The 25,046-nt window shown below is 62.0% G+C and carries 28 protein-coding genes; 12 read left to right on the top strand and 16 right to left on the bottom strand.

Features of this window, described 5'->3' with window-relative positions; translation table 11 throughout:
• Nucleotides 1-275 precede the first annotated feature (275 nt).
• From AC1DUR_RS00235 to AC1DUR_RS00250, 4 genes are read left to right on the top strand one after another with little or no spacing between them, the layout of a single operon-like run.
• On the top strand, nt 276-1,364 hold the full coding sequence (locus AC1DUR_RS00235) for an acyltransferase family protein (protein ID WP_477716789.1): 1,089 nt from the start codon (nt 276-278) through the stop codon (nt 1,362-1,364).
• The gene (locus tag AC1DUR_RS00240; protein WP_477716790.1) at nt 1,361-1,816 is read left to right on the top strand and encodes a putative immunity protein; all 456 of its coding nucleotides are present in this window, start codon (nt 1,361-1,363) and stop codon (nt 1,814-1,816) included. Before AC1DUR_RS00235 ends, AC1DUR_RS00240 begins: the two co-directional genes overlap by 4 nt.
• Before the next feature lie 32 nt (nt 1,817-1,848).
• The gene (locus AC1DUR_RS00245) at nt 1,849-2,517 is read left to right on the top strand and encodes a LysE family transporter (protein WP_477716791.1); all 669 of its coding nucleotides are present in this window, start codon (nt 1,849-1,851) and stop codon (nt 2,515-2,517) included.
• A gap of 31 nt (nt 2,518-2,548) precedes the next feature.
• Nucleotides 2,549-3,187 (top strand): glutathione S-transferase, encoded by a 639-nt coding sequence (locus tag AC1DUR_RS00250; protein WP_477716792.1) that lies wholly within the window; start codon nt 2,549-2,551, stop codon nt 3,185-3,187.
• 92 nt (nt 3,188-3,279) lie between these two features.
• Here the strand turns inward: AC1DUR_RS00250 and AC1DUR_RS00255 are convergent, their stop codons facing one another.
• On the bottom strand, nt 3,280-3,648 hold the full coding sequence (locus AC1DUR_RS00255) for a hypothetical protein (RefSeq protein WP_477716793.1): 369 nt from the start codon (nt 3,646-3,648) through the stop codon (nt 3,280-3,282).
• Nucleotides 3,649-3,932: 284 nt separating this feature from the next.
• Between AC1DUR_RS00255 and AC1DUR_RS00260 the strand changes: the two genes are divergently transcribed.
• A complete protein-coding gene (locus AC1DUR_RS00260) occupies nt 3,933-5,201 on the top strand; it encodes a DEAD/DEAH box helicase (protein ID WP_477716794.1) in 1,269 nt (422 codons plus the stop codon).
• Nucleotides 5,202-5,233: 32 nt separating this feature from the next.
• On the opposite strand, the gene AC1DUR_RS00265 is transcribed toward AC1DUR_RS00260, so the two are convergent.
• Nucleotides 5,234-5,551 (bottom strand): DUF6172 family protein, encoded by a 318-nt coding sequence (locus tag AC1DUR_RS00265; protein WP_477716795.1) that lies wholly within the window; start codon nt 5,549-5,551, stop codon nt 5,234-5,236.
• Nucleotides 5,552-5,728: 177 nt separating this feature from the next.
• Between AC1DUR_RS00265 and AC1DUR_RS00270 the strand changes: the two genes are divergently transcribed.
• Nucleotides 5,729-5,983: a hypothetical protein gene (locus AC1DUR_RS00270; protein WP_477716796.1), complete on the top strand. Its 255-nt coding sequence runs from the start codon at nt 5,729-5,731 to the stop codon at nt 5,981-5,983.
• 13 nt (nt 5,984-5,996) lie between these two features.
• Here AC1DUR_RS00270 and AC1DUR_RS00275 read toward each other — a convergent pair whose 3' ends face one another.
• The 4 genes from AC1DUR_RS00275 to AC1DUR_RS00290 all read right to left on the bottom strand — a co-directional run bounded on the left by AC1DUR_RS00275 (nt 5,997) and on the right by AC1DUR_RS00290 (nt 8,443).
• Entirely contained in the window at nt 5,997-6,536 is a 540-nt protein-coding gene (locus AC1DUR_RS00275; protein ID WP_477716797.1) for a DsbA family protein, read from the bottom strand.
• Nucleotides 6,537-6,627: 91 nt separating this feature from the next.
• Nucleotides 6,628-6,870 (bottom strand): hypothetical protein, encoded by a 243-nt coding sequence (locus AC1DUR_RS00280; RefSeq protein ID WP_011483276.1) that lies wholly within the window; start codon nt 6,868-6,870, stop codon nt 6,628-6,630.
• The gene (locus AC1DUR_RS00285; RefSeq protein WP_477716798.1) at nt 6,857-7,222 is read right to left on the bottom strand and encodes a hypothetical protein; all 366 of its coding nucleotides are present in this window, start codon (nt 7,220-7,222) and stop codon (nt 6,857-6,859) included. The genes AC1DUR_RS00280 and AC1DUR_RS00285 overlap by 14 nt, the downstream gene beginning before the upstream one ends.
• 309 nt (nt 7,223-7,531) lie before the next feature.
• A complete protein-coding gene (locus tag AC1DUR_RS00290) occupies nt 7,532-8,443 on the bottom strand; it encodes a LysR family transcriptional regulator (RefSeq protein WP_477716799.1) in 912 nt (303 codons plus the stop codon).
• A 149-nt stretch (nt 8,444-8,592) separates the two neighbouring features.
• Between AC1DUR_RS00290 and AC1DUR_RS00295 the strand changes: the two genes are divergently transcribed.
• From AC1DUR_RS00295 to AC1DUR_RS00305, 3 genes are read left to right on the top strand one after another with little or no spacing between them, the layout of a single operon-like run.
• Nucleotides 8,593-9,582, top strand: a complete 990-nt coding sequence (locus tag AC1DUR_RS00295; RefSeq protein ID WP_477717218.1) for a hydroxymethylglutaryl-CoA lyase — start codon at nt 8,593-8,595, stop codon at nt 9,580-9,582.
• Between the two features lie 57 nt (nt 9,583-9,639).
• A complete protein-coding gene (locus AC1DUR_RS00300; protein ID WP_477716800.1) occupies nt 9,640-10,848 on the top strand; it encodes a CaiB/BaiF CoA transferase family protein in 1,209 nt (402 codons plus the stop codon).
• A 46-nt stretch (nt 10,849-10,894) separates the two neighbouring features.
• Nucleotides 10,895-11,914 (top strand): Bug family tripartite tricarboxylate transporter substrate binding protein, encoded by a 1,020-nt coding sequence (locus tag AC1DUR_RS00305; protein WP_477716801.1) that lies wholly within the window; start codon nt 10,895-10,897, stop codon nt 11,912-11,914.
• Nucleotides 11,915-11,918: 4 nt separating this feature from the next.
• On the opposite strand, the gene AC1DUR_RS00310 is transcribed toward AC1DUR_RS00305, so the two are convergent.
• The 8 genes from AC1DUR_RS00310 to AC1DUR_RS00345 form a co-directional block, all read right to left on the bottom strand.
• Nucleotides 11,919-12,134 (bottom strand): TOBE domain-containing protein, encoded by a 216-nt coding sequence (locus AC1DUR_RS00310; RefSeq protein WP_477716802.1) that lies wholly within the window; start codon nt 12,132-12,134, stop codon nt 11,919-11,921.
• A gap of 125 nt (nt 12,135-12,259) precedes the next feature.
• Complete coding sequence (locus AC1DUR_RS00315; protein ID WP_477716803.1) at nt 12,260-13,072, bottom strand: ATP-binding cassette domain-containing protein; 813 nt, start codon at nt 13,070-13,072, stop codon at nt 12,260-12,262.
• An 11-nt stretch (nt 13,073-13,083) separates the two neighbouring features.
• Complete coding sequence (gene ssuC / locus AC1DUR_RS00320; protein WP_477716804.1) at nt 13,084-13,995, bottom strand: aliphatic sulfonate ABC transporter permease SsuC; 912 nt, start codon at nt 13,993-13,995, stop codon at nt 13,084-13,086.
• Between the two features lie 16 nt (nt 13,996-14,011).
• The gene (locus AC1DUR_RS00325; protein WP_477716805.1) at nt 14,012-15,259 is read right to left on the bottom strand and encodes an FMNH2-dependent alkanesulfonate monooxygenase; all 1,248 of its coding nucleotides are present in this window, start codon (nt 15,257-15,259) and stop codon (nt 14,012-14,014) included.
• Entirely contained in the window at nt 15,259-16,386 is a 1,128-nt protein-coding gene (locus AC1DUR_RS00330; RefSeq protein WP_477716806.1) for a sulfonate ABC transporter substrate-binding protein, read from the bottom strand. The genes AC1DUR_RS00325 and AC1DUR_RS00330 overlap by 1 nt, the downstream gene beginning before the upstream one ends.
• 48 nt (nt 16,387-16,434) lie before the next feature.
• Nucleotides 16,435-17,472, bottom strand: coding sequence for a sulfonate ABC transporter substrate-binding protein (locus AC1DUR_RS00335; protein ID WP_477716807.1), 1,038 nt, complete (start codon nt 17,470-17,472; stop codon nt 16,435-16,437).
• A 127-nt stretch (nt 17,473-17,599) separates the two neighbouring features.
• Entirely contained in the window at nt 17,600-18,199 is a 600-nt protein-coding gene (gene ssuE / locus AC1DUR_RS00340) for an NADPH-dependent FMN reductase (protein ID WP_477716808.1), read from the bottom strand.
• Nucleotides 18,200-18,330: 131 nt separating this feature from the next.
• On the bottom strand, nt 18,331-19,359 hold the full coding sequence (locus AC1DUR_RS00345; RefSeq protein ID WP_477716809.1) for a sulfate ABC transporter substrate-binding protein: 1,029 nt from the start codon (nt 19,357-19,359) through the stop codon (nt 18,331-18,333).
• Between the two features lie 132 nt (nt 19,360-19,491).
• Between AC1DUR_RS00345 and AC1DUR_RS00350 the strand changes: the two genes are divergently transcribed.
• Both AC1DUR_RS00350 and mnmC read left to right on the top strand, forming a co-directional pair.
• Nucleotides 19,492-19,767, top strand: coding sequence for an oxidative damage protection protein (locus AC1DUR_RS00350; protein ID WP_477716810.1), 276 nt, complete (start codon nt 19,492-19,494; stop codon nt 19,765-19,767).
• A 41-nt stretch (nt 19,768-19,808) separates the two neighbouring features.
• A complete protein-coding gene (gene mnmC / locus AC1DUR_RS00355) occupies nt 19,809-21,725 on the top strand; it encodes a bifunctional tRNA (5-methylaminomethyl-2-thiouridine)(34)-methyltransferase MnmC2/FAD-dependent 5-carboxymethylaminomethyl-2-thiouridine(34) oxidoreductase MnmC1 (protein WP_477716811.1) in 1,917 nt (638 codons plus the stop codon).
• A gap of 67 nt (nt 21,726-21,792) precedes the next feature.
• Here the strand turns inward: mnmC and AC1DUR_RS00360 are convergent, their stop codons facing one another.
• Complete coding sequence (locus AC1DUR_RS00360) at nt 21,793-22,665, bottom strand: response regulator (RefSeq protein WP_477716812.1); 873 nt, start codon at nt 22,663-22,665, stop codon at nt 21,793-21,795.
• A gap of 82 nt (nt 22,666-22,747) precedes the next feature.
• Nucleotides 22,748-23,965, bottom strand: coding sequence for an ABC transporter substrate-binding protein (locus AC1DUR_RS00365; RefSeq protein WP_477716813.1), 1,218 nt, complete (start codon nt 23,963-23,965; stop codon nt 22,748-22,750).
• Nucleotides 23,966-24,254: 289 nt separating this feature from the next.
• Here AC1DUR_RS00365 and AC1DUR_RS00370 point away from each other — a divergent pair, with 289 nt between their 5' ends.
• Nucleotides 24,255-25,046 (top strand): sulfite exporter TauE/SafE family protein, encoded by a 792-nt coding sequence (locus AC1DUR_RS00370; protein ID WP_477716814.1) that lies wholly within the window; start codon nt 24,255-24,257, stop codon nt 25,044-25,046.

Below are 25,046 nucleotides of genomic sequence, written 5' to 3' on the forward strand. Positions count from 1 at the left end.
TTTTTTGGAACAGATAGGGAATTTAGAGGTATTTCATCAAAACTCAAAAGAATATTAAATAGATTAAATAGATGATTAAGTAGTTTGCATCAAAAATGCAATTCCTGCAAAGCAAGACAGCGCCTGTGCCCTTTCCGCAGTATTTAAATACGGTGAATCGGCCGCCCATCCCGTGAAAAACCCAACTGGGGAAAAATGGTGTGTCCAAGTTCTACCACCACCGCCTCCATGAGTCTGGCGCGCATGAAATGATGACACTTGACTGACCGCTTGCCATGACCAGCCGTAACGCCACCGTAGACATAACCAAGGGCATCGCAATCATCCTGGTTGTGCTTGGTCATAACTGGGCGGTTTTGCAGGAAAAGGGCGAGCTCTTCCGGGTTATTTACTCGTTTCACCTGCCCCTGTTCTTTTTTCTCTCGGGCTTGTTTCTCAAGGACTCCGACCGCCTGGGGAAGTTTGCGCTGTCCCGGGCAGACGCCCTTTTGAAGCCGTATTTCGTTGTGTTGATATTTCTGGGCATTGCAGAGGCATTCGATCCGGCAGCCGTCCCAACAGCCGATGCATCCCCGCTTGCTTATTTTTCCGGTGTCATTTATGCCACCGCCCCCACCATCGCGTGGGCGCCGCTATGGTTTTTGCCGCATCTCTTCGTGGCGTCGCTCGTGTCCATGGCAATCCTGCGCGCCACCACGGCCGCCAGGAACCGCCCGGCCTGGATCTTCCTGATTGCCTCGGCCCTTCTGGTAACCGGGATCCGGCTCATAGACTGGTTCTGGCAAATCGATACCTCGCAGTTGCCCTTCATGGGCCTGAACCGATTGCCCGGGCTTCCGTGGAGCCTTGACCTGACATTCATCAGCTCGGCCTGTATCCTGTTCGGATTCCTGCTCAGGAAACGGGTGATATCGATGCATTTCAGCGCCATCGGGTTTCTTGTTTCGACCATCGCATTCGCCTTGCTGCATTACTACTTTGACGAAACCATGGATTTGAATCTGAGGTTCTACGGCAACCCGCTCATTTCTTCCTTACAGGCTGCCCTGGGCATTTACATCGTTCTCTGCACCTCTTCGCTGTTGCAGAAATATGCGGTATTGCGGCGTCCGCTGACCTACATAGGATCTGGCAGCCTGCTCATCCTGGTGTTTCATTACCTCGCCCAGGGACGGACCTTCCTGATACTTTCCCGCATCAGCCACAACGGCCACTTCAACAGTGCGGCAAGCCTTGCCGCAGGCGTGCTGCTCCCATTGTTCATCCTGGAAATTACCAGGCGCCAGCGGCATTTGGCGGCACTAGTCCTGCCCCGAAAATCCAGCCCATCATTTCGGCAAAATGCTCCGGGGAAATTGCCATGAACCACGAACTATCGCGCCTGGCGGCCGCCATCCACATCAATGAACCACGCCACGAAGCGCTCCGTCTGGCCTTTGGCCTTGCCTGTGCTTCCCGTGTGCAGCACCTGCTGGAAGACCCCCAGGCCATCGACTGCCTCGCAATGCTTCAGGCCTTCGTTGACGGCAAACTGGATAGGCCCGCCTTGGCACAGGCCGCGCAGGAAATTGCCGCGCTTGCCAACAGCCACCGGGGCTCCAACTCCATTGACGGCTCGGCGCATGCGGCCGTTTCTGCCACCTACGCCGTAGCAAACGCGCTGGCTGGCCGCGCCCTTGAAGCGGCCAGCTACGCGGCTTACGCTGCCGTCTATGGCTATGGCGGCTATGCGGTCACCGATCCGACGGCTTTTGAGGGCGAGTTCGCGTGGCAGGTTGAGAAATTCAAGGAGCTGGCCGCGGCCTGCGCGGTATAAACGTCGGGTCTTCTTTTTTTTGCACCGACTTCGTGGCCGCTCTCTTCATCTCCGCTTTCCTGCTCGGGCTTCTGTTCAACGCCGCGCCCGGCGCTGTGTTTGCCGAAACCGTGCGCCAGGGCGTACGCGGCGGGTTTCGGCCTGCCCTTGCCGTGCAAATCGGATCGCTGGCTGGAGATGCGCTCTGGGCCCTGCTGGGGCTGGCAGGCATAGGACTGCTTCTTCAATTGGAATGGATTCGCTGGCCCGTCGGCATCGCCGGGGCCGTGTACCTTTTCTGGCTTGCCCGCGACTCCTGGGTTTCCGCCAGCCAGGAGTTCTCTTTAACCGGCTCGGCGACGGTCGAGCCCAAACGGGCCATGCGTGCCGGCGTCCTCCTGTCCGTGACCAACCCGCAAAACATTGCCTATTGGGCCGCTCTGGGAAGCGCCCTTGGGGCCATCGGCATCCATGAGCCAAAGGCCTCCGACTACACCATCTTCTTTTTGGGGTTCATGGTGTCGTCGGTGGTGTGGGCGTTCTTCTGCGCGGCAGTTGTTGACAGAATCTTTCGCCGCGCAGGTACGCAGTGGGCCAAGGTCACCTACAAACTCTGCGCCGCCGTGTTCCTGGCACTGGCCCTCGGTTCGATGCGCGATCTCATTGTTCAGTCGTCGCCACTTCCGCAAAAAGACAAGTCCGCCATTGCCGGCAAGCCCTGAATCCTTGTAACCGGTTCCAACAGGAGAAACCATGCAGCTCATCGGAATGCTTGACTCACCTTACGTTCGCCGCGTGGCTATTTCCCTGCAGCTTCTCGGTCTGCGTTTCGAGCATCGCTCGGTCTCCGTGTTCAGCACCTTCGCCCAGTTTCAGCAGATCAATCCGGTGGTCAAAGCACCCTCGCTGGTCTGTGATGACGGCCAGGTCCTCATGGATTCCACGCTCATCATCGACTACGCCGAAGCGATCGCCGCCCCGCGCAAGAGCCTCATGCCCGCCGCAATTCCAGAACGCCAGCAGGCCCTGCGCGTGATCGGCCTGGCCCTCGCTGCCTGTGAAAAAAGCGTCCAGATCGTCTATGAGCGGAACCTCCGGCCTGCCGAAAAATTGCATCAACCCTGGGTGACTCGTGTCACCGGCCAGCTTCTCGCCGCCCTCGATGGGCTGGAATCAGAACTTCAGCGCAAACCGCTGGCGACCACCAGCGACACCATGGGTCAGGACGGCGTGAGCACGGCGATTGCCTGGCACTTCACGCAAGCGATGCTTCCGGAAGTGGTACCCATGACCCGCTACCCCGCGTTGCGTGAATTCTCGTTGCAGGCGGAGCAACTGCCGGAGTTCATGGCAGCGCCCCACAGCGACCTCACTTACCACGACAAGCGCTAGCTGGCCGGCATCGAAGTGAGACGGTCAAGCCTGTGCAAGGCAGCTTGCCCCCGAGCTGACCCGCTGCCGCAGCGCGGCGGCGGCGTGGCAATTCATGCAAATGATGCGGCAGCCGGCGCCCTTGAAGCCAAGCCCGCAGGCCGACTTTCTGCAAACTCCGGCAGGTACCCGGCCAGTTGGTCGAAATTAACCACTATCCAGGGGCACACCCAGTGGCGCACCCAGCGGGCCATGGCAACCCTCGGGTCACCCATGCGAAGGCTGTTGGCAAACCGCGGGCTGTTGAAAAAATGCGCGACATACCGATCCACCAGCGGTGTCGCTTCGTCGGCTACCCAATCCAGAAACGCTGGTGACATGTTGAGGCAACTCGCCTTGACCAGATCATTCACGAGGTCGTCCAGGGCGGCGACGGCGATGATGGAAGCTTCTTTGACGGAAATGGAGCGTGTACGAATCATGAGACGGGAAACAACGGTGGAAATTGCGGGAAGCATGTAAAGAAACAAAAAGGACGAGGCTCAATCTTGCACGGGGAAAATGACACCTCGATGTCGCCCATGGCGCCCATGTCCCCATTTATGCCGACGCTGTTTGGGCACTGCGGGCACCGGACTTAAACTCACAGCTTCGGGCGGCAATGTATCGCCCCTGCACTGGGGCCTCAAACCGCGCCAGCCGACGACCACACTCGCCCGCCGCAAGTCGGCCCGCACCCGTCTTTCACCTTCCTGAGCCTTTGTCTATGCCATTTTCTTCACTGGGCTTCTCGCCGGCGCTGTTGCCGGCTTTTCTGCGCGCCATTGGCGACAAAGGCTACCGAGCACCCACCGCCATTCAGTCCCAAGCCATTCCGGCGATCCTGCTGGGACGCGACGTGGTGGGTTCCGCCCAAACGGGTTCGGGCAAAACAGCCGCGTTTGCATTGCCCATGCTGCAGCAACTGGCAAACGCGCCCACTGGAACACCACGGCCTACCCGGGGCCTGATCCTGGTGCCCACGCGCGAGCTGGCGGCGCAGGTGGGTGAAGCCATCGCCGGCTTTGCCAAATACCTGCCGCAGCGCGTCAAGGTGGCCGTGGTGTTTGGCGGCGTGTCCATCAATCCGCAGATGATGAACCTGCGCGGTGGCGCGGACATCGTGGTGGCCACGCCGGGGCGCCTGATCGACCTGCTTGAACACAACGCACTGAAAATTTCTGAAGTGAGCACGTTGGTGCTGGACGAGGCAGACCGCCTGCTGGATCTGGGCTTTGGCGAAGAACTGGGCCGTATCCTTGAACAGCTTCCACCCCGGCGCCAAAACCTGTTTTTCTCGGCCACGTTCCCGCCAGCCATTGAGGCGCTGGCTGAAAGCATGCTGCACAACCCGCTGCGCATTGAAGTGCAGGCGACGCCCGAGGCCAAACCCGACATCGCGCAGCGCGCCATTGAGGTCGATGCCAGCCGCCGGACGCAACTGCTGCGCCACCTGGTGCAAACCGAGAAGTGGGAGCGTGTGCTGGTGTTCGTGGCGACCAAACACGCCGCAGAAATCGTGGCAGACAAACTGCGTAAAGTGCACATCGAGGCCGAGCCCTTTCATGGCGAGCTGAGCCAGGGCAAACGCACCCAGGTTTTGCGGGACTTCAAGATCAAGGCCGTGCAGGTGGTGGTGGCTACCGACGTGGCCGCGCGTGGCATTGACATTGCGCAGATGCCGGTGGTGGTGAACTACGACCTGCCCCGCTCAGCGGTGGACTACACGCACCGCATCGGCCGCACCGGCCGCGCCGGGGAAAACGGCCTGGCTGTCAGCTTTGTCAGCGCAGCCACCGAGGCACACCTTCGCCTGATTGAAAAGCGCCAGGGCATCAAGGTTGCGCGTGAGCAGGTTGAAGGTTTTGAGCCACTTGAAACGCAGGCGCCCAACGCTGCCGACCCTGCTTCTACCGGTGGCATCAAGGGCAAGCGCCCAAGCAAGAAAGACAAGCTGCGCGCAGCGGCCGCACGCGCGCAGACGCACGATAAATAACAACAAAGGGGCAACGAAACCGCGCTTACTGCTTACTGCGCATCGGCTTCGCTCCCGGCAGCGGTGGGCCGGGCCGCGCGGTGGCCGTGCTTTCTCACCACCTCCACATAAAACTGGTCGCCGCCCTCTTTCACCAGGGCATCCACGGAACTGATCAGGTCAGCAAACGGCACCCCGGAAGCCGTGGCTTCGCTGGCGCCTGACTTGCAGTCAAAGTCCCAGAAATCAACGCCCGCCGGCAAGGCTTTGGCACGTTCGCGTTTGATGTATTTGCGGATGTCGTGCTTGGCTGCGTCGAACAGGCGGTCGCGGTTCTTGCCTTCGATGTTGAGTTGGTAGGTTTTTCTCACGGGTATCCCTGGTGTGTCATTGGTGTGTCAGGTGTGTGGCGAATGCCGCCGGCAGGCGCATCAAAATTGCGCAGCCTGATGCAGAAGAACCCGATTATCGGTCCCTGACACGGGTCCAGGCCAAACGGCCAACAAAGGCCACAATCTGCTCGGCACAGGGTTTGCTTGCGATTTCGCGTGCTCCGTGCACCTCGCGATGGCATTGGTGCTGGCGGCCGTGGCGGGCCGCTGGAAACTGTTGGGCCGCTGGGCGCACCTTTGCTGGCCCACGCGGAAGCGCCGGAACTGAAGGTGGTGACCGGGGTGCCATTAGTGCTGTTGGTGCTGTTGGTGCTGTTGGTGCTGCTTTTCATTGGTGCGACACTGCAGGTGCGACGTTTGCAGAGCAGGAATGCCGCGCTGGCCGGCGCACTGGTGGCGCCTGCTCTCTGAGCTGCGAAGGACGTCAGGTGGCCAGCAACACCTTGTCAATTGCCTCGTGCAGGTGCTGCACGCCAAATGAAACATCGGTGATCACGCCGTTGACATAAAACGCGGGGGTCGAGCGTATGTCCAGATGCCTTGCGCCCAGTATGTGCTCCTGCACGCGCTGCAGGTAGACGTGGTCTCTCATTTCGTTCCGGTACCGTGGCATGTCCAGGCCCACTTGTTCCGCGTAGTCGAGCAGGTGCTTTTCCGTGAGGTGTTGCTGGTGCGTGAAAAGCAGCTCGTACATGGGCCAGAACTTGCCCTGGGCACCGGCCGCTTCCGCCGCTTCAGCGGCCAGTTCGGCGTGCGGATGCATTTCCCGCAGCGGGAAGTGGCGAAATACAAAGCGCAACTGCTGACCGAAATGCGGGAGCATCACCTTCAGCCCCGCGTAGGCCTGCAGGCACAGCGCGCATTCAAAATCGCCGTACTCAATCACCGTGACAGCGGCGAATGACTGGCCACGGATGTGATCGGTTGCCCCATCAGGGGCTAGCAGCGAGTCCCGGGTTTTCATGGCAGTCACCTTTTACGTGCGCCTTTATCTGTGCATTTTTCAGGCAGTATGCGCCAAGGGCAGGCCCATGATCAATGCATCAATGCGGGGCTCAGCCGGCCGCGTTCTCCAGCGCTTCATCCAGCGCCTTGCACGAGGGGGAGCACACCGCCTGGGATTTGCCGAGCACCTTTCGGGTGCCCATCAGGGAGCGGGCGCGATGCTTGCCGCACATGAAACACGACATGGTGGCAGCACCAAAAGACGTGGTGGCGGCAAACGGCGATCCCGACACCTTGGACTTGTAGCGCAGGCCGTCAGCGAGGACAGCGGTTTTGGCGTCAGCTCTTGCCATGGTTTGGATCTTCCTTGGGTTGGGTTGTTGAACGGTTCATGGCCTGATGAATGGCCGCTTTAGCCTCGCGCTCTGCAGCCAGCGAGGCATCCAGTGCGGAGCGGCAGAGGCCCGCATACTGGTAGTTGACGTTTTCATAGAGTTCAGCGGCCGCCGGATGGGTATCCAGCAAGGCGCCCAGCGCCACGCCGGGCTCGACTTCGCTGAGCTCATTGACGAGATGCTGCACCACGGACAGGTACTGCTCGGCCCCCACCGGTTCGGCACTGTGCTCCAGCCGCTCAAGCAGTTCGGCCAGCACGTGCGTTACCGTGAGGTTGGTTTTGGGAGGCTGTGATTTGGTGGCGTTCATGAAAAGAAACTGGGGGTTCCTTCCCCAAATACAAGCACGTGCAGCACCGGCGCATGTTTACTTGTGCCGGTCGCCAGAGCCATTTCGGCATAGTCTGGGTGTGCCCTGAATGCTATATTTTTTATAGCCTCCGGTGCTTGTCTGCCATGGGTTGGAGACCAATTTTACCGCTAAAAGCAATTCGGCCGCTTTCCCCGGCTTTGAGCAGGTCTTTTCAGCCGTATCGGCGACCCCGGCCACCGGAGGTGCAGGAGCATGGTGCATCGTGGGCCACCCACCGCTTTTTGACCGGTTTTCCCCATAAAACCGCTACTCCGCCCCCTCGTTCTCCTTTGCGGCCAAATGGCTCACCAGCAGTTGCGCCGCCGCTGACAGGCTGGATGCATCTCTAAAGCAGATGGCAAAGCGGCGACTGGCCCAGGCATCAAGCAGGGGCACCACGCGCAACCCGTAGGTGCGGGCATACGGCTCGGCCACTTCGCGCGGCACCACGCTGATGGCCAGGTTGGCGCGCACCACGCGTAGCGCGGCCTCGAAGTTGGACACGATCACCCGATGCACGACGGCCTTGCCCTGGAGCGCGGCGGCGCGCTGCAACAGCACCTGCACCGCGCTGTGCGCCGGCAGGCTGACATGCTCGTAATCCAGCGTCTGCTCAAAGCGCACCGTCTCGTTCCGGGCCAGCGGGTGCGACGGGTGGACCACGATGGCGAGGTGGTCGCTGCGGTAGCTGCGCGACTGCAGGCCCGTCAGGTCGGCGGCATCCCAGCAGATGCCGACCGATGCGACGCCCTCCTTGATGCCGCGAATCACGTCGGGACTGACGCGCTCTTCCATGGTGACGCGGATGTCGTGGTGCGCCTGAACCTGCAAAAAGGCCGCCACATCGTCGGCCAGCGATTCGGCCATGACAGACGCCGTGGCCAGGATGCGAACCTGGCCGCGCACGCCCAGCGCATAAGCGGCCATGTCGCGCTCGATCTGCTCAGCGCTGGCCAGCATGGTACGCGCGTGTTCCAGCAGGCTCTCACCGGCGGGTGTGGGCTCGACGCCGCGGCGCCGGCGCACCAGCAGCGGCGTGCCGACGGTGTCTTCCAGCTGGGCCAGCCGCTTGCTGATGGCTGAGCCGACAATGTTGGCCTGCTCGGCGGCCCGGGCGATGCTGCGCGTCTCGCACACGGCGGCGAACAGCCGCAAAGTGGTCATGTCCAGGTCTCTCATGGGCAGCTCCGGTTGCGCAGGACTCGCTTGTCTGCTTTAAATATTCCGATACGGAACGCTGGAGGTTCCAAAATTGATAACCATAAGCAATCGGGAAATTCTAAACTGCACCTCTGAATTTCAAAATACCTGGAGACTAGTCAGTGAACATGCTTTCAAGCGCTACGGTGTCCCCCCAAGCCGCCCTGTCCGCCCTGTCCGTCAAGCCGGCCCTGCCCCGGCAGGTCAGCATTCGCGAGGTGGGCCTGCGTGACGGGCTGCAGAGCATCGCTACCGTTATGCCCACTGCCCGCAAGCTGGCCTGGATACGTGGCGCCTACGAGGCTGGCCAGCGCGAAATCGAAGTCGGCTCTTTTGTGCCGGCACGGCTGCTGCCGCAACTGGCCGACACCGCGGAGCTGGTGGCCTATGCCAAAACCCTGCCGGGACTCGTCACCTCGGTGCTGGTGCCCAATCTCAAGGGTGCCGAGCGCGCCATCGACTCAGGCGCCGACCTGATGCTGCTACCGCTTTCAGCCAGCCATGCGCACAGCCTGGCCAATTTGCGCAAGACACCCGATGAAGTGGTGCAGGAGATTGGCCGCATCCGGGCGGCGCGTGATGCCTCGGGCTCAAAAATCCTGATCGAGGTGGGCTTTAGCACGGCGTTTGGCTGCACGCTGCAGGGCCGGGTCGAACCGTCCGAGGTGCTGCGCCTGCTGCAGGCGGTGCTGGACGCGGGGGCGGACCGCGTGGGTCTGGCCGACACGGTGGGTTATGCTGATCCGGCCATGGTGCAAGACCTGTTCGTGGCCGCATTCGCCATAGCCGGCGACCGGCTGGCCTGCGGCCATTTTCATGACACGCGCGGCATGGGGGTGGCCAATGTGTATGCCGCGCTGCAAACCGGGGTGACGCGTTTTGACGCCTGCCTGGCCGGCATTGGCGGCTGCCCGCACGCACCAGGCGCCAGCGGCAACGTGGCCAGCGAAGACCTGGTCTACATGTTTGCCAGCATGGGCATCGGCACCGGCATCGATTTCGACAAGCTTATGGCGCTGCGCACCCAGGTGGCCGGCTGGCTGGAGGGCGAAACCCTGCACGGCACGCTGTGGCGCGCAGGCCTGCCCAAAACCATGCAGGCAGTCGCCACGGCGTAAACATTCCAGATCAACGATCAACGCGATTAACGCGATCAACATATAACGAGTAGCTGCATGCAGAACCATCAAACCTCAGCCGTACCCCAGCCACTGGCCGGCTTGCGTGTCGTCGAATTCACCCACATGGTCATGGGCCCCACCTGCGGCATGGTGCTGGCCGACATGGGGGCCGAGGTCATCAAGGTCGAGCCGATCGACGGCGACCGCACCCGCCGCCTGCTGGGTGCCGGTTCGGGCTTTTTCCCGCTGTTCAACCGCAACAAAAAAAGCATAGGCATTGATTTGCACGATGCCGCGGGCGTGGAAGTGGCGCGCAAGCTCTGCGCCAGCGCCGATGTGGTGGCCGAAAACTTCAAGCCCGGCACCATGGCCAAATACGGGCTCGACTACGCCACCTTGAGCGCCGCCAATCCACGCGTTATTTACGTCAGCCACAAGGGGTTTTTGCCCGGCCCCTACGACCACCGCACCGCGCTGGACGAGGTGGTGCAGATGATGGGCGGCCTGGCCTACATGACAGGCCGCCCCGGCGACCCTCTGCGCGCCGGCACCAGCGTGAACGACATCATGGGCGGCCTGTTTGGCGCCATCGGTGCGCTGGGCGCGCTGATCCAGCGCGGCATCAGCGGCAAGGGCATGGAAGTTCAGTCGGCGCTGTATGAAAACAATGTGTTCCTGATGGGCCAGCATATGTTGCAGTACGCCATGACCGGCAAACACCCTGCCCCCATGCCCGCCCGCGACAACCCCTGGGCGGTGTACGACGTCTTCACTGTGAAAGACGGCGAGCAGATATTCCTGGCCGCCGTGAGTGACGCGCAGTGGCAGACCTTTTGCACCGTGCTGGGTTTTGACGACCTGAAGTGCGATGCCGCGCTGGCGACCAACAACCAGCGCGTTGAGGTGCGCCCGGCGCTGCTGAAGGATTTGGCCGCACGGCTGGCCCCGCGCAGCGCCGCCGAGCTCTCAAGCCTGATGGAAAAAGCCGGCCTGCCCTTTGCGCCGATTCGCCGGCCCGAGGACCTGTTCGACGACGAGCACCTGCTGGCCACCGGCGGCCTGGCCGATGTGCGCCTGCCCGACGGCCCGAAAGCCGGGCAGACCGTTAAAACCACCCTCTTCCCCATCACCATGCAGGGCCAGCGCCTGGGCGTGCGCCTGCACCCACCCACCTTGGGCGAACACACGCAGGAACTGCTCTCGGGACTGGGCTACAGCGCCAGCGCCATCGAGAATTTGCATTCGCAGGCGGCCGTGAGTTGAGCGGCCAAACGATTTCAGCAACCCACCCCAAAGACGGAGACAAAAAATGACAACCCAAACGACCACCCTCAACACGAAACAAACGACCCGGCGCCAGACCCTGCAACGCCTGGGTGCCCTGGCTTTTGGCAGCACGCTCCTGAGCACACCGCTGGCCCTGCTGGCCCAGACCACCGACAAGGTGGTGCGCTTCATCCTGCCGGTAGGCGCAGGCTCCGGAGTGGACACCATTGTTCGCGCCGCCAGCGTTGCGCTGGGCAAGGCGCTGGGTCATCCGTTGGTGATTGAAAACCAGCCCGGCGCCGGCGGCATAGTCGGCACGGCGACCCTGGTCAAGTCGGCGCCCGACGGCATGACGCTGAGCGTGGTGTCCAACAACCATGTGATTTACCCCAGCGTCTACAAATCACTGCCGTTTGACCCGATTGCCGATATCACCCCCATCACCATCATCGGCACCACCCCGATGGTGCTGGTGGTCAACCCGGCCAAGATGCCGGCCACCAACGTCAAGGAACTGGTGGCGCTGCTCAAGGCCAAACCTGATGGCTACAACTACGCCTCATCGGGCAACGGCACCATCCTGCATCTGGCGGCGGAAATGTTTCTTGACGAGGCCCAAGTCAAGGCCAAACATATCCCCTACAAAGGGGTGGGCCCCATGGTGGCTGACCTGATTGGCGGGCAGGTCGAGATGGGCGTGCTGGCGCTGCCGTCGGTGCAGGCGCACCTGAAAAGCGGCGCCCTGCGCGCCATTGGCATCGGTGGCAGCGCCCGCGTGAGCGCCGCACCGGATATTCCCACCATTGCCGAACAGGGCCTGCCCAACTACAACATGGAAGGCTGGTTTGCCGTGATTGGTCCGGCCAAGCTGCCAGCGGCAGAGGCCAGGCGCATCCAGGCAGCCGTGGCCGCCGCCTACGCCACCCCCGAGGTGAAAGAAGCCATGGCCAAACAGGGCAACACCATCAATCCAGGCACACCCGAGGCGGCCGCGCAGTATTTCCGCAGCGAGTTGGTGAAGTACGCGAAGCTGGTCAAAAAGGCGGGCGTTGAACTGCAGTGATGCACTAGAGCTTGGCAATGGAGACTTCGGTCGACTTGACCAGCGCCACCACGTCGCTGCCGGTGGCCAACTCGAGCTGGTCGACCGAGCGTGTGGTGATGACGGAGGTGACGATGCCCCAGGGCGTTTCGATATCGATTTCAGAGACCACGTCGCCGCGGATAATTTCTTTGACTTTGCCGCGGAACTGGTTGCGCACGTTGATGGCCTGGATGGACATGAATAAACTCCTTTGGGTTAAAAAAACACGATTGAAAGCACTATCAAAAACGCTATGAAATCGCTATTGAATAAATAGCTCCCATGCGCCTGTAAATATTGGTCTAGCGCCACTTTCCTTATCACTCAGACAGCCCAGCGCAAACCATGCGCCAGCGCACCCGGCCAGGCCGCCTCGCTCGGTGATATTTCTTCACCCGGTTGCTGCAGCACACGGTCCAGGATCCTCTTTTCAAGGACACCAAACTGCGGGTTGCTGCGCTCCCGGGGGCGGGCCAAAGGGATGCGCTCATCCAGCGCAATGCGGCCGTCTTCAATCAGGATGACGCGGTCGGCCAGTGCCACAGCTTCCTGCACGTCGTGCGTCACCAGCAGGGCTGTGAAGCCGCTTTGCTGCCACAGGCCTTCAATCAGCTGGTGCATTTCGATGCGGGTCAGCGCGTCGAGTGCGCCCAGCGGTTCATCGAGCAGCAGCAGGCGCGGGTTGTGCACCAGGGCTCTGGCCAGCGACACGCGCTGGCGCTGCCCGCCCGAGAGCCGGGCCGGCCAGTCAGGCAGGCGGTCGGCCAGGCCCACCTGGGCCAGCACCTCGGCCGCCGCCGCATGGCCGCCGGGCGGCAAGCCCAGCGCCACGTTGTCCACCACGCGCCGCCAGGGCAGCAGGCGCGAGTCCTGAAACATGATGCGGGTGTCGTTGCTCAGGCTCTTGACGTCCTGCCCACCCTGCCGGATATTGCCTTGCGTGGCTGGCTCCAGCCCGGCCACCAGGCGCAGCAAGGTACTTTTGCCGCAGCCGCTGCGGCCGACGATGGCGACAAACTCGCCGGGTTCAATCGTCAGCTCGGTGTGTTGCAGCACCTGGCGCTTGCCGTAGCGCTTGGACAGGCCGCGCACTTCAAGACGCACGCCACGGGATTCGGTTTTTTTAGCAATGGTCATGGCTTTCCTCCTTAAACGCCAGCGCTCTGGTAGCCGGGGTGCCAGCGCAGCCAGTAGCGCTCCAGCCCGCGGGCAAACACGTCGGCCAGCTTGCCCAGCAGGGCGTAAAGCAGAATGCCGACCAGCACCACATCGGTCTGCAAAAACTCCCGCGCATTCATCGTCAGGTAGCCAATACCGGCCTGTGCCGAAATGGTTTCGGCCACGATGAGAATCACCCACATCAGGCCAAGCGAAAAGCGCAGCCCCACCAGAATGGACGACAGCGCGCCCGGCAGAATGATTTCGCGGTACAGCTGCCAGCGCGACAGGCCATAGGTACGGCCCATTTCGATCAGGCCCGGGTCCACATTGCGGATGCCGTGGAAGGTGTTGATGTAGATCGGGAAGAACACCGACACGGCAATCAAAAAGAGCTTGGCCGTTTCGTCAATGCCAAACCACAGGATCACCAGCGGAATCAGCGCCAGCGCCGGGATGTTGCGCACCATCTGGATGGTGGAGTCGAGCAGGGTTTCAAAAAACCGCACCGAGCCTGTCAGCAAGCCAACAGCCAGGCCCAGCCCGCCGCCAATCGCCAGCCCGGCCAGCGCCCGCCAGGCACTGACCTTCACATGCGTCCACAACTCACCGGACACCGACAGCGCCCAGGCGGCCTTGATCACCTCCAGCGGCGCGGGCAACACGCGGGTAGACAACCACCCCAGTGATGAGGCCACCTGCCAAAGCGCCACCAAGCCGAGGGGTACCGCCCAAGGCAGGAAGCGCTGGGCCAGGTCACGCAAGAAAGCGGCGACAGAAAACTGCGGCCAGGCCAAACCGGCCAGGGACCGAAAGCCCAGCCCCGGCGTATCCACGCCATCAGGAAAATCAGGAAAGCCAGGCACAGGTGTGACCTGCAGTTCACGGATATGGTTGGTCATCAGATCGTCCTTGAGCTCAGCTTTGCGAGACACGCGGCAGGTAGTTGTTGGCCACCACCTCGCCAAACGGGCCATTGAGCGCCGTCCCCGAGAGCTTTTGACGCAACTTGCGCGGCAGCAGCGGAAACACCAGCTCGGCAAAGCGGTAGGCCTCTTCCAGATGCGGATAGCCCGACAACACAAAGGTGTCCAGCCCGAGCGCCGCGTATTCTTCAATGCGCGCCGCCACGGTCTGCGGGTCACCGACCAGCGCGGTGCCGGCACCGCCGCGCACCAGGCCCACGCCGGCCCACAGATTGGGGCTGATTTCCAGGTCGGCGCGTGTGCGACTGAACGCCGACGGGCCGCCCCTAGGCGTGAGCGCCCCCTCGGGGGGCAGCGAGGACACGTTAGTGCCGAGCGTGGGGGCCTTATTCCTTGCCCCCGCGTGAAGCGCCGCCATGCGGCGCTGGCCTTCGGAGTCCATTCTGGAAAACGCCGACTGTGCCCGGATCACGGTGTCGTCATCGAGCCGGCTGATCAGGTTCTCGGCGGCTTTCCAGGCCTCGTCGTCGGTTTCCCGAACGATGACATGCAGGCGGATGCCAAAGTTGACGGTCCGGCCATGCTTCGCGGCACGCTCGCGCACATCGGCCACCTTTTTGGCGACGTCAGCAGGCGGCTCACCCCAGGTCAGATAGGTATCAACCTGCTCGGCAGCCAACGCGTGCGCCGGGGCCGACGAGCCGCCGAAATACACCGGTGGGTAAGGTTTTTGCACCGGCGGATACAGCAGCTTGGCGCCCTTCACGCTCAAGTGCTGGCCTTCGTAGTCAAAGCTCTCGCCATCATGGCTGCGCGCAAGGATCTCACGCCAGATACGAATGAACTCAGCCGATTGCTCGTAGCGCTGGGCATGGTCCAGGTAGACGCCATCGCCTTCCAGCTCGGTCTGGTCGCCGCCCGTCACCAGGTTGATCAACAGGCGGCCGCCCGAGAGCCGGTCAAAGGTGGCGGCCATGCGGGCTGCCAGGCTGGGCTGGTGCAGGCCGGGTCGCACGGCCACCAGGAACTTGAGGTTTTTGGTCACCGGCAGCAGGCTGGAAGCCACGACCCAGGGGTCTTCGCAGGAGCGCCCCGTGGGGATCAACACGCCTTCGTAGCCGAGGTTGTCGGCAGACTGCGCAATCTGCTTGAGATAGTCGTAGTTGACTTCACGGGCGCCTTCGCCCGTGCCCAGGTAACGGCTGTCACCGTGGGTGGGGATGAACCAGAAAACCTGCATCAGAAACTCCTTGTTGATGCGCTGGCGAGGCGCGTTCCAGCGGCCACCGCAGAACCGGCTTTGCCGGGCTGCTGGTGGCGCCCCCCTGGGGGGGAGGCGGCCGCCAGGCCAATTCGGGGGGGATTCCCAGGCTGCCACACGATGTCGGCCACACGGACTGGCTTTGGAATAAGGCCCAACTTCAGGAAGGCGTCGGCCACGCGTTGCTGGTCGGCCACGGCCGTCGCATTGAGCGGGCCGACCGGTGAGGCCGGACGGCGCTGAATGAAAAGACTGACCACGCCCGCATCGAGGCCACTGAAATCGGACACCAGCTTGATGGCCTCTTTGCGCTTGTTCTGCGCGATGGCGTCGGCACGCGTCAACTCGTCAAACAGCACCGCCAGGGTCTTCTCATGCTGCGTGGCAAAAGGCCTTGAGGCGAGGTAGAACGAGTTGTTGCTTGACAGCTCACGCCCCGTAGCCAGCACGCGTGGCTTGATGGCCAGCTCTATCGCCGCATAAAACGGGTCCCAGATGGCCCAGGCGTCCACGCTCTTGCGCTCAAACGCGGCCCGTGCGTCGGCCGGCGCCAGGTAAATCGGCTGGATGTCGTCCCACTTCAGACCGGCCTTGTCGACCGCACGCACCAGCAGGTAGTGCGCGCTGGAGCCTTTTTGCAGGGCGATTTTTTTGCCCTTGAGTTCTGCCAGAGAGCGCACCGGCGAGTCGTTCAACACAAGAATGGCCGAACTGTCGGGTTTGGGAGGCTCGACACCCACATACAGCAGGTCTTTGCCTGCCGCCTGCGCAAATACCGGCGGTGAGTCGCCCGTGAGGCCAAACTCCAGGCTACCGACCGACAGGGCCTCCAGCAACTGCGGGCCGGCCGGGAATTCGGCCCACACCACCTTGGTGCTGGGGAAGCGCTTTTCGAGCACGCCCAACTGTTTGAGAATGACCAGATTGACGGCGGACTTCTGGTAGCCAATCCTTAGCTGCTCGGGTGCTTTCTCAGTGGTAGCAGAGGGCTGTTGCGCCTTGGCGGCCTGGATGCCCAAGCCCCACAGGGCTGCGGTGGTGCCGACAATTTTCAGAAAACGGCGGCGCAAAGAAAAAGAGGCGGGCTTGCTGACGGACTTGCTCATGGTGTGTTTCCTTCTCGTGTTTCTTGTGTTTCTTGTGTTTTTCGTGTCTTAGGGTGCAGGCCGGTAAGCCGCATCACGAACCGCAATGGCTTTGGGGATCAGCTTGAGGTCAAAAAAGGTGTCGGCCAGTTTTTGCTGGTCGGCAATCACGCTGTCGGGCACAGGCCGGACGTTGAACTCATAGCGCTTGAGGCTGAGCTCGACCACTTCGACGGGTAGGCCTTGCAGCGGTGCAATCAGCTCGGCCGCTTTTTTCAGATTGGCCTTGAGCCAGGCGCCCTGCTCCACCGAGTCGTCAAACAGCGCCTGGATCACTCTGGGGTTTTTGGCGACGAAACTGCGCTCGGCCAGGTAGTACTGGTAGTTGTTGACCACGCCCTTGCCGTCTGCCAGCACACGGGCGCCAATGGCTTTTTCTGCGGCCGCCGAGAACGGATCCCAAATCACCCAGGCATCGACGTTTTTGCTTTCAAATGCGGCCCGCGCATCGGCCGGTGGCAGGTAAACCGGCTGAACATCACTGAGCTTGAGGCCATTTTTCTCCAACAGCCTGACCAGCAAGTAATGCACGTTGCTGCCTTTGTTGAGGGCGACTTTCTTGCCCTTCAGCTCAGCCACCGACTTGATGCTGGAATCCTTGGGCACCAGAATCGCTTCGGCTTCCGGCGCCGCCGGGTCGTAGCCGATGTAGGCAAATTTGGCACCGGCAGCTTGCGCAAAAATCGGCGGCGCTTCACCCACATAACCGACATCCACCGAGCCCAGGTTCAGGCCTTCGAGCAGTTGCGGCCCGGCCGGAAACTCCACCCATTTCACGCTGGCGTTCAGCGGTGCCAGGCGCTTTTCAAGCGTTCCCTGGGCTTTTTGCAGCACAAAGAGGCTGGCCGCCTTCTGGTAGCCGATGCGCAGCTCGACTTTCTCCCGGGCACTCTGGGCGCGGGCCACAGGCATCAGCAAAAAACTGACGATCAGGGCGAGCGCTGCCACGGTGAGCGCTGCGATGGCCAGGTCACGCACGGCCCGCAGCACCCAGCCTTGCCGGCTGGGGCTTTCATGGGGCGCGCTCGTGGTTGTATCAGTTGTCATGGTCATGTCCTTTGGGTGGTGCGCAGGCAAGGCTTGGCCCTGCCGGCAGCGCAGCATTCTTGAAAAATTGGAAGAGATTTAAAAATCGGCCTCAAAAGCCGGGGCCGAAAACCGGGGAACGTGCGCGTCAGACGCTACATCGCACCCTGGAGAAATGAACCGGCTCAAAGCCGGTCGTGGCCGGCATTCGAAAGCTCTCGGCCAGCAGGGTCAGGACCGCGTCATCAAGCCGGGCGGCAATGTCGGGGCCGACCGTATAACGCTGGTCGGCTGCCTGCGGGACTTGCGCGTCGGTGGCGTACACACCCGGCAAGATGTGGCGGGCCGACAGGGACTGCAGCACCGGCCGCAGCGTGTAATCAAGGGCCAGCATGTGATGGGGGCTGCCGCCGGTGGCCAGCGGCAGCACAGTTTTTTCTTTCAAGGCGGTTTGCGGCAGCAAGTCCAGCAGCACCTTGAGCAGGCCGCTGTAAGCCGCCTTGTACACCGGCGTGGCCACCACAATGGCACGGGCCCGCGCCACCTGCGCTATCACTGCGGCAATGGCCGGATGCCCCCATTCCGCCAGCAGCAGCGCCTGGGCGGGCAGCTCGCGGATGTTCAGGCGGTCGACCGCCAAGCCGCCCCGCAGGGCCAGCCGGTGGCTGACCGAGTCGAGCAGCGCCGACGAGCGCGACTGTTCGGATGGGCTGCCGGCGATCAGCAGGATGGATTGTTGCGCGGACATTGTTTAAAGTTTTCCCTGATTAATAAGCTCACCCCGAAGCGGCCTGCGGCCGCCTCCCCTCAAGGGGCGCCAGCTGCGGCCCGGCAAAGCCGGTTCCGCGCTGGCACTGGGAAAGAGCTGACACGCGCTACTTATTTCCGGGTGTAAATTTGGTCGAAGGAGCCACCATCGGCGAAGTGTTCCTTGTCTGCCTTGGTCCAGCCACCGAAGGCCTGGTCGATGGTGAACAGGTTCAGCTTGGCGAACTGCTTGGCGTACTTGGCCTTGGCCTTCTCGGAAACCGCCGGGCGGTAGAAATTCTTGCCCGCGATGTCCTGGCCTTCTTCCGAATAGAGGTACTTCAGGTATTCCTCGGCGACGGCACGCGTGCCTTTTTTGTCGACGTTCTTGTCGACGATGGCAACCGCAGGCTCGGCCAGGATGCTGAGCGACGGGGCGATGACATCGAACTTGGTGCCAAATTCCTTTTCCAGCAGGTAGGCTTCGTTCTCCCACGCAATCAGCACATCCCCCTGGGCGCGCTGCGCAAAGGTGATGGTCGATCCACGGGCGCCGGTATCCAGCACCGGCACATTGCCGTACAGCTTGGCCACAAAGTCTTTGGCCTTGGCGTCGCCGCCATATTTGCGCTTGGCAAACTCCCACGCCGCCAGATAGTTCCAGCGGGCGCCACCCGAAGTCTTGGGGTTGGGCGTGATCACGCTGACGCCCGGCTTGACCAGGTCATCCCAGTCCTTGATGCCCTTGGGGTTGCCCTGGCGCACCACCAGCACGATGGTCGAGGTGTAGGGCGAGGAGTTGTGCGCCAGTTTCTTTTGCCAGTTGGGGGCGAGCCATCCGCCGTTTTTCACCAGCGCGTCGGTGTCTCCCGCCAAGGCCAGCGTGGCCACGTCGGCATCCAGGCCATCGATGATGGAGCGGGCCTGCTTGCCGGAGCCGCCATGCGACTGCTTGATGGTCACGTCCTGGCCGGTTTTGGCTTTCCAGTGTTTGGCGAAGGCGGCGTTGTACTCCACATACAGCTCGCGGGTGGGGTCATAGGACACATTAAGAAGCGTCACCGCCGGTTGCTGGGCATGGCTGGCCAGGACTGACCCTGCCAACGCTACGGCCAATGCCGCATGGGTGGAAACATTGATAAAGTGACGGCGTGTACTCATGGTTGCTTTCCGGTCCAAAAATGCATGTTTATGCGGGAAACTGGATTCTGGAAGCAGCCATTGAAAACAGGAACGAATAAGAAATCAGCTTGTTATTCCTAAAACATCTTATAACCACGAAAGAATATTCAAATGGCACGCATGGTCAAATGCATCAAACTGGGCAGGGAAGCCGAAGGCCTCGACTTTCCCCCCTATCCCGGCCCACTGGGCAAGCGCCTCTGGGAAGAAGTCAGCAAGGAGGCCTGGGCCGATTGGATGAAACAGCAAACCATGCTGGTCAATGAAAACCGGCTCAACCTGGCCGATGCCCGCGCCCGCCAATACCTGGCCCGGCAGATGGAAAAGCATTTTTTTGGCGAAGGCGCCGATGCGGTACAGGGCTACGTGCCACCCTCCCAGCCGTGAGCGCGTAAACACCCCGAAGATTTACATCCTGAACATTTCGGATGCCCGAGCGCATTGAGTGGCTGAAAGACGGCACCCCCTACAGCCCGCGTTTTGGCGACCGCTACCGCAGCGAATTGGGTGGGCTGGACCAGGCTCGTGAAGTTTTTCTGAAGGGCTGCGGCCTGCCCGCAGCCTGGGCCGGGCAACCGCAATGGTGTGTTCTTGAAACCGGCTTTGGCCTGGGCCTGAATTTCCTGGTGACTTGGGCAGCCTGGAAAACCGACCCGCAGCGCCCTGGCCTGCTGCATTTCGTATCTACAGAAGCATTCCCGGCCAGCGCGGAAGATGTGCTGCGCAGCGTTCGGGTTCACCCCGAATTGCTGCCTTTTGCGCAGCAACTGCAGGAGCAGCTCTGGGGCCTGTTGCCGGGGTTTCACCGCCTGGCCTTCGAGGAAGGCCGGGTGCTGCTGACGCTGTGCATCGGTGATGCCAAAGCGATGCTGCGCGAACAATCGTTTGAAGCCGATTCGGTCTACCTCGACGGTTTCAGTCCCGGGCTTCAACCGGAAAATTTACCGGATATCTGGGATCTGCATACCTTCAAGGCAGTCGCGCGCTGCTGCAGGCGCGGTACCCGCGTGGCCACCTGGACGGTGGCACGCAGTGTGCGCGATGCGCTGGCGCAGTGCGGATTTGTGGTGCAGAAAACGCCGGGCATTCCGCCCAAACGCGACAACCTGCAGGGAGAATTCAACCCCGCGTGGGAACCCAAAAAATCGACGCAGCCGCTGCTGCGTCACCGGGCGGGCCGTTGCGTCGTGATCGGCGCTGGCCTGGCCGGCGCGGCGGTGGCGGCGAGCCTGGCGCGCCGTGGCTGGCAGGTGGAGGTGCTGGATGCGGCAGACGCACCTGCCGGCGGCGCGTCCGGCCTGCCCGCGGGTGTGCTGGCGCCGCATGTGTCGCCCGACGACAGCCTGCTCTCGCGCCTGTCGCGCAGCGGGGTCAGGGCCACACTGCACCAGGCCCAAACGATGCTGCACGCTGGCAGCGACTGGAACCCCACCGGGGTGCTGGAGCATTGCGTGAACCATGCGCGCAGGATGCCGGCCGCCTGGCAGTCCGATCGGGTCGAGGCCGCGCAAGACTGGACCTGTTCGGCCACACCCGGGCACCTTGCACAATGCCACCTGCCGGCCTCGGCACCTGCCCTGTGGCACGTGCGGGCGGGCTGGATCAAACCCGCCAGTCTTGTTAAAACCTGGCTGGCATCGCCAGGCGTTGAGTTTCATGGGCGCGCAGTCGCGAGCCGGCTCGTCCGCCAGGCGGACTCCTGGCAAGTGCTGGATGCCCGCGGGCAGGTGCTGGCGCGCGCTGAGCTGGTGGTGCTGGCTGCGGGTTATGCCAGTCGTGCACTGGCCGAAGCAGCCTTGCCGCCAACAGCCCCGCCGCTGGCTCTGCAGGCCATTCGTGGCCAGGTCTCCTGGGCATTGCACCCACCGGGCTCCGCTGACGCGCTGCCGGCATTTCCGGTCAACGGCCACGGCAGCCTGATTCCCGCGCTGCCCATCAACGGTATGGCCAACGAGCTTGCGTGGGTCACGGGTTCGACCTTTGAACGGGACAACGTCCTCAATGAGCTTAAGCCTGAAGACGACCGGCACAATCTCGGCCGGCTGCAGACACTGCTTCCCGATGCGGCACACAAACTGACCGCGCAATTTGAGGCGGGACAGGTCAAGGCGTGGGCCGGCGTGCGCTGCGCAACACCCAGCCGCCTGCCCGCGCTGGGACCCTTGGCGGCGGCGCCCGGCCTGTGGCTATGCAGCGGCATGGGATCGCGGGGACTGACCTTTGCCACGCTCTGCGCGGAGCTGCTGGCCGCCAGGCTTCATGCGGAGCCTCTGCCACTGGAGCAGCGCTTGGCCGAGGCCTTGCTACCTCAGTACGGCGAGGCAAAGCCGGTGTCGAAAGACTGAAGGAATTTGTAGCCGGGTCAGCTCACCAGCGTGCGGGGGCGCCGGGGCGCGGGGAGAAGCGACAGCGTCAGGTCAGGCTGAGCAGCAGGTGCTCGAGCTTCCCGGGATGCAAAGGCTTGCACAGGCAGGCGCGGGCGCCCGCCAACCAGCCGCGCGCCGCATCGAATCGCGAAGCCTTGCTTCCGGTCAGTATCAGGAAATCGACTGCCGGGCGTGCCTCGCCCATCTGCTTGACCAACCGCCAGCTGTCCATATCCGGCAGCTCCAGGTCCAGGATGACCAGCTTGTAGAGCCGGTTATTCAGCCATTGCAGCGCTTCTGCGCCGCTGGCGGCTTCGTCAACATGCATCAGCCCGGCCATCGCCAGCCGAGCCCGCATATACAGACGGGCATCATGGCTGGCATCGACCACCAAGGCGTGGGGCCGGCAGATCCCGGACGCTGGCTCCAGTAGTGCCGAGGAGGTGGTGAACTCAAAATCCAGGTCCAGGTCCAGGTTCAGGTTCAGGTTCAGGTTCGTATCCGGCACGGGAGAGGATTCAGGCCCGAGAGGCAAGTCGAGGTCGAACTCAGGAAGGTCATGTTGAATTGCCGGCGACATGTCCAGCGCAAACAGCTCATCCATGCCATCAATCACGGCTGCCCATTGAAGCGGGCGGGCCACGACAAGGCTCGCCCTGGCAGGCGCCCTGTCACCAACCCAAATGAGCTTGAGACTGTCATGGGCGGGGTTGGCCAGCTCCAGCGCGGCTTCCCAGCTGTCTCCATCAATCAGCGCCATCTCTGCAGCCTGGGGAGCCGCCGCCGTCCAGAGCGCATAAGCCGTTGACCGGCTCTCGGAAAGGCGAAACATCGTGTTCAGGGCGTGGCGCTCCACGTCACTGAACCCGAACACCTTGACAAAAATTCGATTGACTGCCTCGCCGCCCATATCGCCCATGCATGCCATTTGGAGGTGATTATGCGGGGATTCAGCCAGCTTTTTCATGTCCCGAAAATTCAGAGTGCGCATCACCAGCAGATCACTTCATGGCATCAGGCGGACGGCGTGCCTTGACATAGGCATCGCTGGGCAAATAAGCCTTGCCATCCGCATAGCGCCACTGCACCATCGTGCCCTTGTGGCCGCGCAGGTCGAGCTTGCCCACGTAGGCCCCCATGGTGGACTGGTGATCCACCGCCCGGAATTCAGCCGGTCCAAATGGCGTGGAGAACTTCAGGCCGCGCAGGGCCGTCACCAGTTTCTCGTTGTCGGTGGAGTTGGCTTTTTTGATCGCTGCAAAAATGGCCTGCATGGTGGCATAGCCCACCACCGAGCCCACCTTGGGGTACTCATTGAAACGTCGGTAGTAATTGGCCGCAAAACTGGCGTGCTCCCGCGAATCGATCTGGTCCCAGGGGTAGCCGGTCACGATCCAGCCCTTGGGTGTTTCATCTTTCAGCACATCCAGGTACTCGGGCTCGCCCGAAAGCAGGGAAACTACAGGCGTTTTGGGGAAAATTCCACGCTGGTTGCCTTCCCGGACCAGCTTGGCCAGATCGGCGCCGAAGGTCACATTGAAGATGGCGTCGGGCTTGCTCTGCATGGTGGCCTGCAGCGTGGTGCCGGCATCCAGCTTGCCCAGCGCCGGCCACTGCTCACCCACAAACTCCACATCCGGCCGCCTGGCCTTGAGCAACTCCTTGAAGCTGGCGACAGCGCTCTGGCCATATTCATAGTTGGGGGCAATGGTGGCCCAGCGCCTGGCGGGCAGCTTGGCCGCCTCCTCGACCAGCATGGCAGCCTGCATATAAGTACTCGGACGCAAGCGGAAGGTGTAGCGGTTGCCCTTATCCCACACAAGGGCGTCGGTCAGCGGCTCGCTGGCCACATACACCCTCTTGTTCTTCTGGGCATGATCGGCCAGCGCCAAGCCTACATTGGACAGAAAGCCGCCGGCCAGGACGTCCACTTTTTCCTTCGATGTGAGCTCGATGGCATGGCGCATCGCTTCCTCGGGTTTGCCGGCGTCATCGCGCGCGATTACCTCCACCTTGCGCCCCAGCAGGCCACCCGTCACATTGATTTCCTCCACGGCGAGCTGCCAGCCCTGGCGATAAGGTTGGGTGAACTGTGGAATGGTCGAATAGCTGTTGATTTCACCGATTTTGATCGGCGGCTTTGAGCCGGCTTGCGCCAGCACCCCAGTCACCGAGGCCAGCAACAGACTGCCCAGCCAGGCGGATTTCGTAAATTTCACGGTTTTCTCCAAAAATAAGCCATTCGGTCCAACTGGCAAGGATGCTGGCCGTGGGTGACAGTGGGGTTGGCAGTGTGTTGGCAGGCGCGGAAGGCCCCGGTCAGGAAGAGGAAGCACGGACTGTACCAGCGCCTGCAGCTCCTTGTTGAGTCCGATCTCCGCAGCCAGGTTCACGCCCCACCCAAACCGGGCAAAGCGTTATAAACACATGCAAATAAGCTTATTCGCATAAAGGTAGAACAAATGTGTAGTTTGTTTTTATAAGCCGCCCACTTACATTTTCCGGCTTATGCATGAATTTGCCTTTGTATTTGCAGGATTTGCCGTGGGCCTGGTCGTCGGCCTGACGGGTGTGGGCGGCGGATCGCTGATGACGCCGCTCTTGATCTTCTTTTTCGGCATCAAGCCCCATCTGGCCATCGGAACAGACCTGCTGTTCGCCGCCTTCACCAAAATGGGCGGCACCGTCAGCCTGGCGCGCGCCCGGGTCGTGGACTGGCGCATTGTCGGCCAGGTTGCCGCCGGCAGCCTGCCCGCGTCGCTGCTCACCCTGTACGTGTTGCAGCGAATGGGGCCGGCCAATCCGACAACCCAGACCATCATGACGACAACGCTAGGCCTGGCGCTGCTGCTGACGGCTATTGCGACGTTCTACAAGGTCTTTCGCGGCAAAGTGGTGCCCAAGAAAATCGCCGCCGAACTGCTGGGCGAGGCGACCCGTGCCCATCACTGGGCGCTGCCCGTACTGTTTGGCGCCGTTATCGGCACTCTGGTCACGATGACTTCTGTGGGCGCGGGCGCCATTGGCGTGATCGTGCTGATGCTGCTTTACCCAACCCTGCCCCTGTCGCGCATTGTGGCTGCCGATATTGCCCATGCGGTGCCGCTCACGCTGGTGGCGGGCCTGGGGCACGCTTCCATAGGCTCAGTAGACTGGTCTTTGCTCATCAAGCTGCTGGCCGGCTCGCTGCCTGGCATCTGGCTGGGCTCGCACCTGATGCATAAAACGCCTGACCGCGTGATCCGCTCCCTGCTGTCCGTCCTGCTGGCCTACGCCGGCGTGAAGCTCATTTCGATATAG

The organism is Polaromonas sp. P4_F4, assembly GCF_056401355.1.

Bases quoted from the DNA above. Each gene is read 5' to 3' on its own strand.
- AC1DUR_RS00235 (WP_477716789.1), top strand. From the start codon at position 276: ATGACCAGCCGTAACGCCACCGTAGACATAACCAAGGGCATCGCAATC.
- AC1DUR_RS00240 (WP_477716790.1), top strand. From the start codon at position 1,361: ATGAACCACGAACTATCGCGCCTGGCGGCCGCCATCCACATCAATGAA.
- AC1DUR_RS00250 (WP_477716792.1), top strand. From the start codon at position 2,549: ATGCAGCTCATCGGAATGCTTGACTCACCTTACGTTCGCCGCGTGGCT.
- AC1DUR_RS00255 (WP_477716793.1), bottom strand. From the start codon at position 3,648: ATGATTCGTACACGCTCCATTTCCGTCAAAGAAGCTTCCATCATCGCC.
- AC1DUR_RS00260 (WP_477716794.1), top strand. From the start codon at position 3,933: ATGCCATTTTCTTCACTGGGCTTCTCGCCGGCGCTGTTGCCGGCTTTT.
- AC1DUR_RS00275 (WP_477716797.1), bottom strand. From the start codon at position 6,536: ATGAAAACCCGGGACTCGCTGCTAGCCCCTGATGGGGCAACCGATCAC.
- AC1DUR_RS00280 (WP_011483276.1), bottom strand. From the start codon at position 6,870: ATGGCAAGAGCTGACGCCAAAACCGCTGTCCTCGCTGACGGCCTGCGC.
- AC1DUR_RS00285 (WP_477716798.1), bottom strand. From the start codon at position 7,222: ATGAACGCCACCAAATCACAGCCTCCCAAAACCAACCTCACGGTAACG.
- AC1DUR_RS00290 (WP_477716799.1), bottom strand. From the start codon at position 8,443: ATGAGAGACCTGGACATGACCACTTTGCGGCTGTTCGCCGCCGTGTGC.
- AC1DUR_RS00295 (WP_477717218.1), top strand. From the start codon at position 8,593: ATGCTTTCAAGCGCTACGGTGTCCCCCCAAGCCGCCCTGTCCGCCCTG.
- AC1DUR_RS00300 (WP_477716800.1), top strand. From the start codon at position 9,640: ATGCAGAACCATCAAACCTCAGCCGTACCCCAGCCACTGGCCGGCTTG.
- AC1DUR_RS00305 (WP_477716801.1), top strand. From the start codon at position 10,895: ATGACAACCCAAACGACCACCCTCAACACGAAACAAACGACCCGGCGC.
- AC1DUR_RS00310 (WP_477716802.1), bottom strand. From the start codon at position 12,134: ATGTCCATCCAGGCCATCAACGTGCGCAACCAGTTCCGCGGCAAAGTC.
- AC1DUR_RS00315 (WP_477716803.1), bottom strand. From the start codon at position 13,072: ATGACCATTGCTAAAAAAACCGAATCCCGTGGCGTGCGTCTTGAAGTG.
- ssuC (WP_477716804.1), bottom strand. From the start codon at position 13,995: ATGACCAACCATATCCGTGAACTGCAGGTCACACCTGTGCCTGGCTTT.
- AC1DUR_RS00325 (WP_477716805.1), bottom strand. From the start codon at position 15,259: ATGCAGGTTTTCTGGTTCATCCCCACCCACGGTGACAGCCGTTACCTG.
- AC1DUR_RS00330 (WP_477716806.1), bottom strand. From the start codon at position 16,386: ATGAGCAAGTCCGTCAGCAAGCCCGCCTCTTTTTCTTTGCGCCGCCGT.
- AC1DUR_RS00335 (WP_477716807.1), bottom strand. From the start codon at position 17,472: ATGACAACTGATACAACCACGAGCGCGCCCCATGAAAGCCCCAGCCGG.
- ssuE (WP_477716808.1), bottom strand. From the start codon at position 18,199: ATGTCCGCGCAACAATCCATCCTGCTGATCGCCGGCAGCCCATCCGAA.
- AC1DUR_RS00345 (WP_477716809.1), bottom strand. From the start codon at position 19,359: ATGAGTACACGCCGTCACTTTATCAATGTTTCCACCCATGCGGCATTG.
- AC1DUR_RS00350 (WP_477716810.1), top strand. From the start codon at position 19,492: ATGGCACGCATGGTCAAATGCATCAAACTGGGCAGGGAAGCCGAAGGC.
- mnmC (WP_477716811.1), top strand. From the start codon at position 19,809: ATGCCCGAGCGCATTGAGTGGCTGAAAGACGGCACCCCCTACAGCCCG.
- AC1DUR_RS00360 (WP_477716812.1), bottom strand. From the start codon at position 22,665: ATGGGCGATATGGGCGGCGAGGCAGTCAATCGAATTTTTGTCAAGGTG.
- AC1DUR_RS00370 (WP_477716814.1), top strand. From the start codon at position 24,255: ATGCATGAATTTGCCTTTGTATTTGCAGGATTTGCCGTGGGCCTGGTC.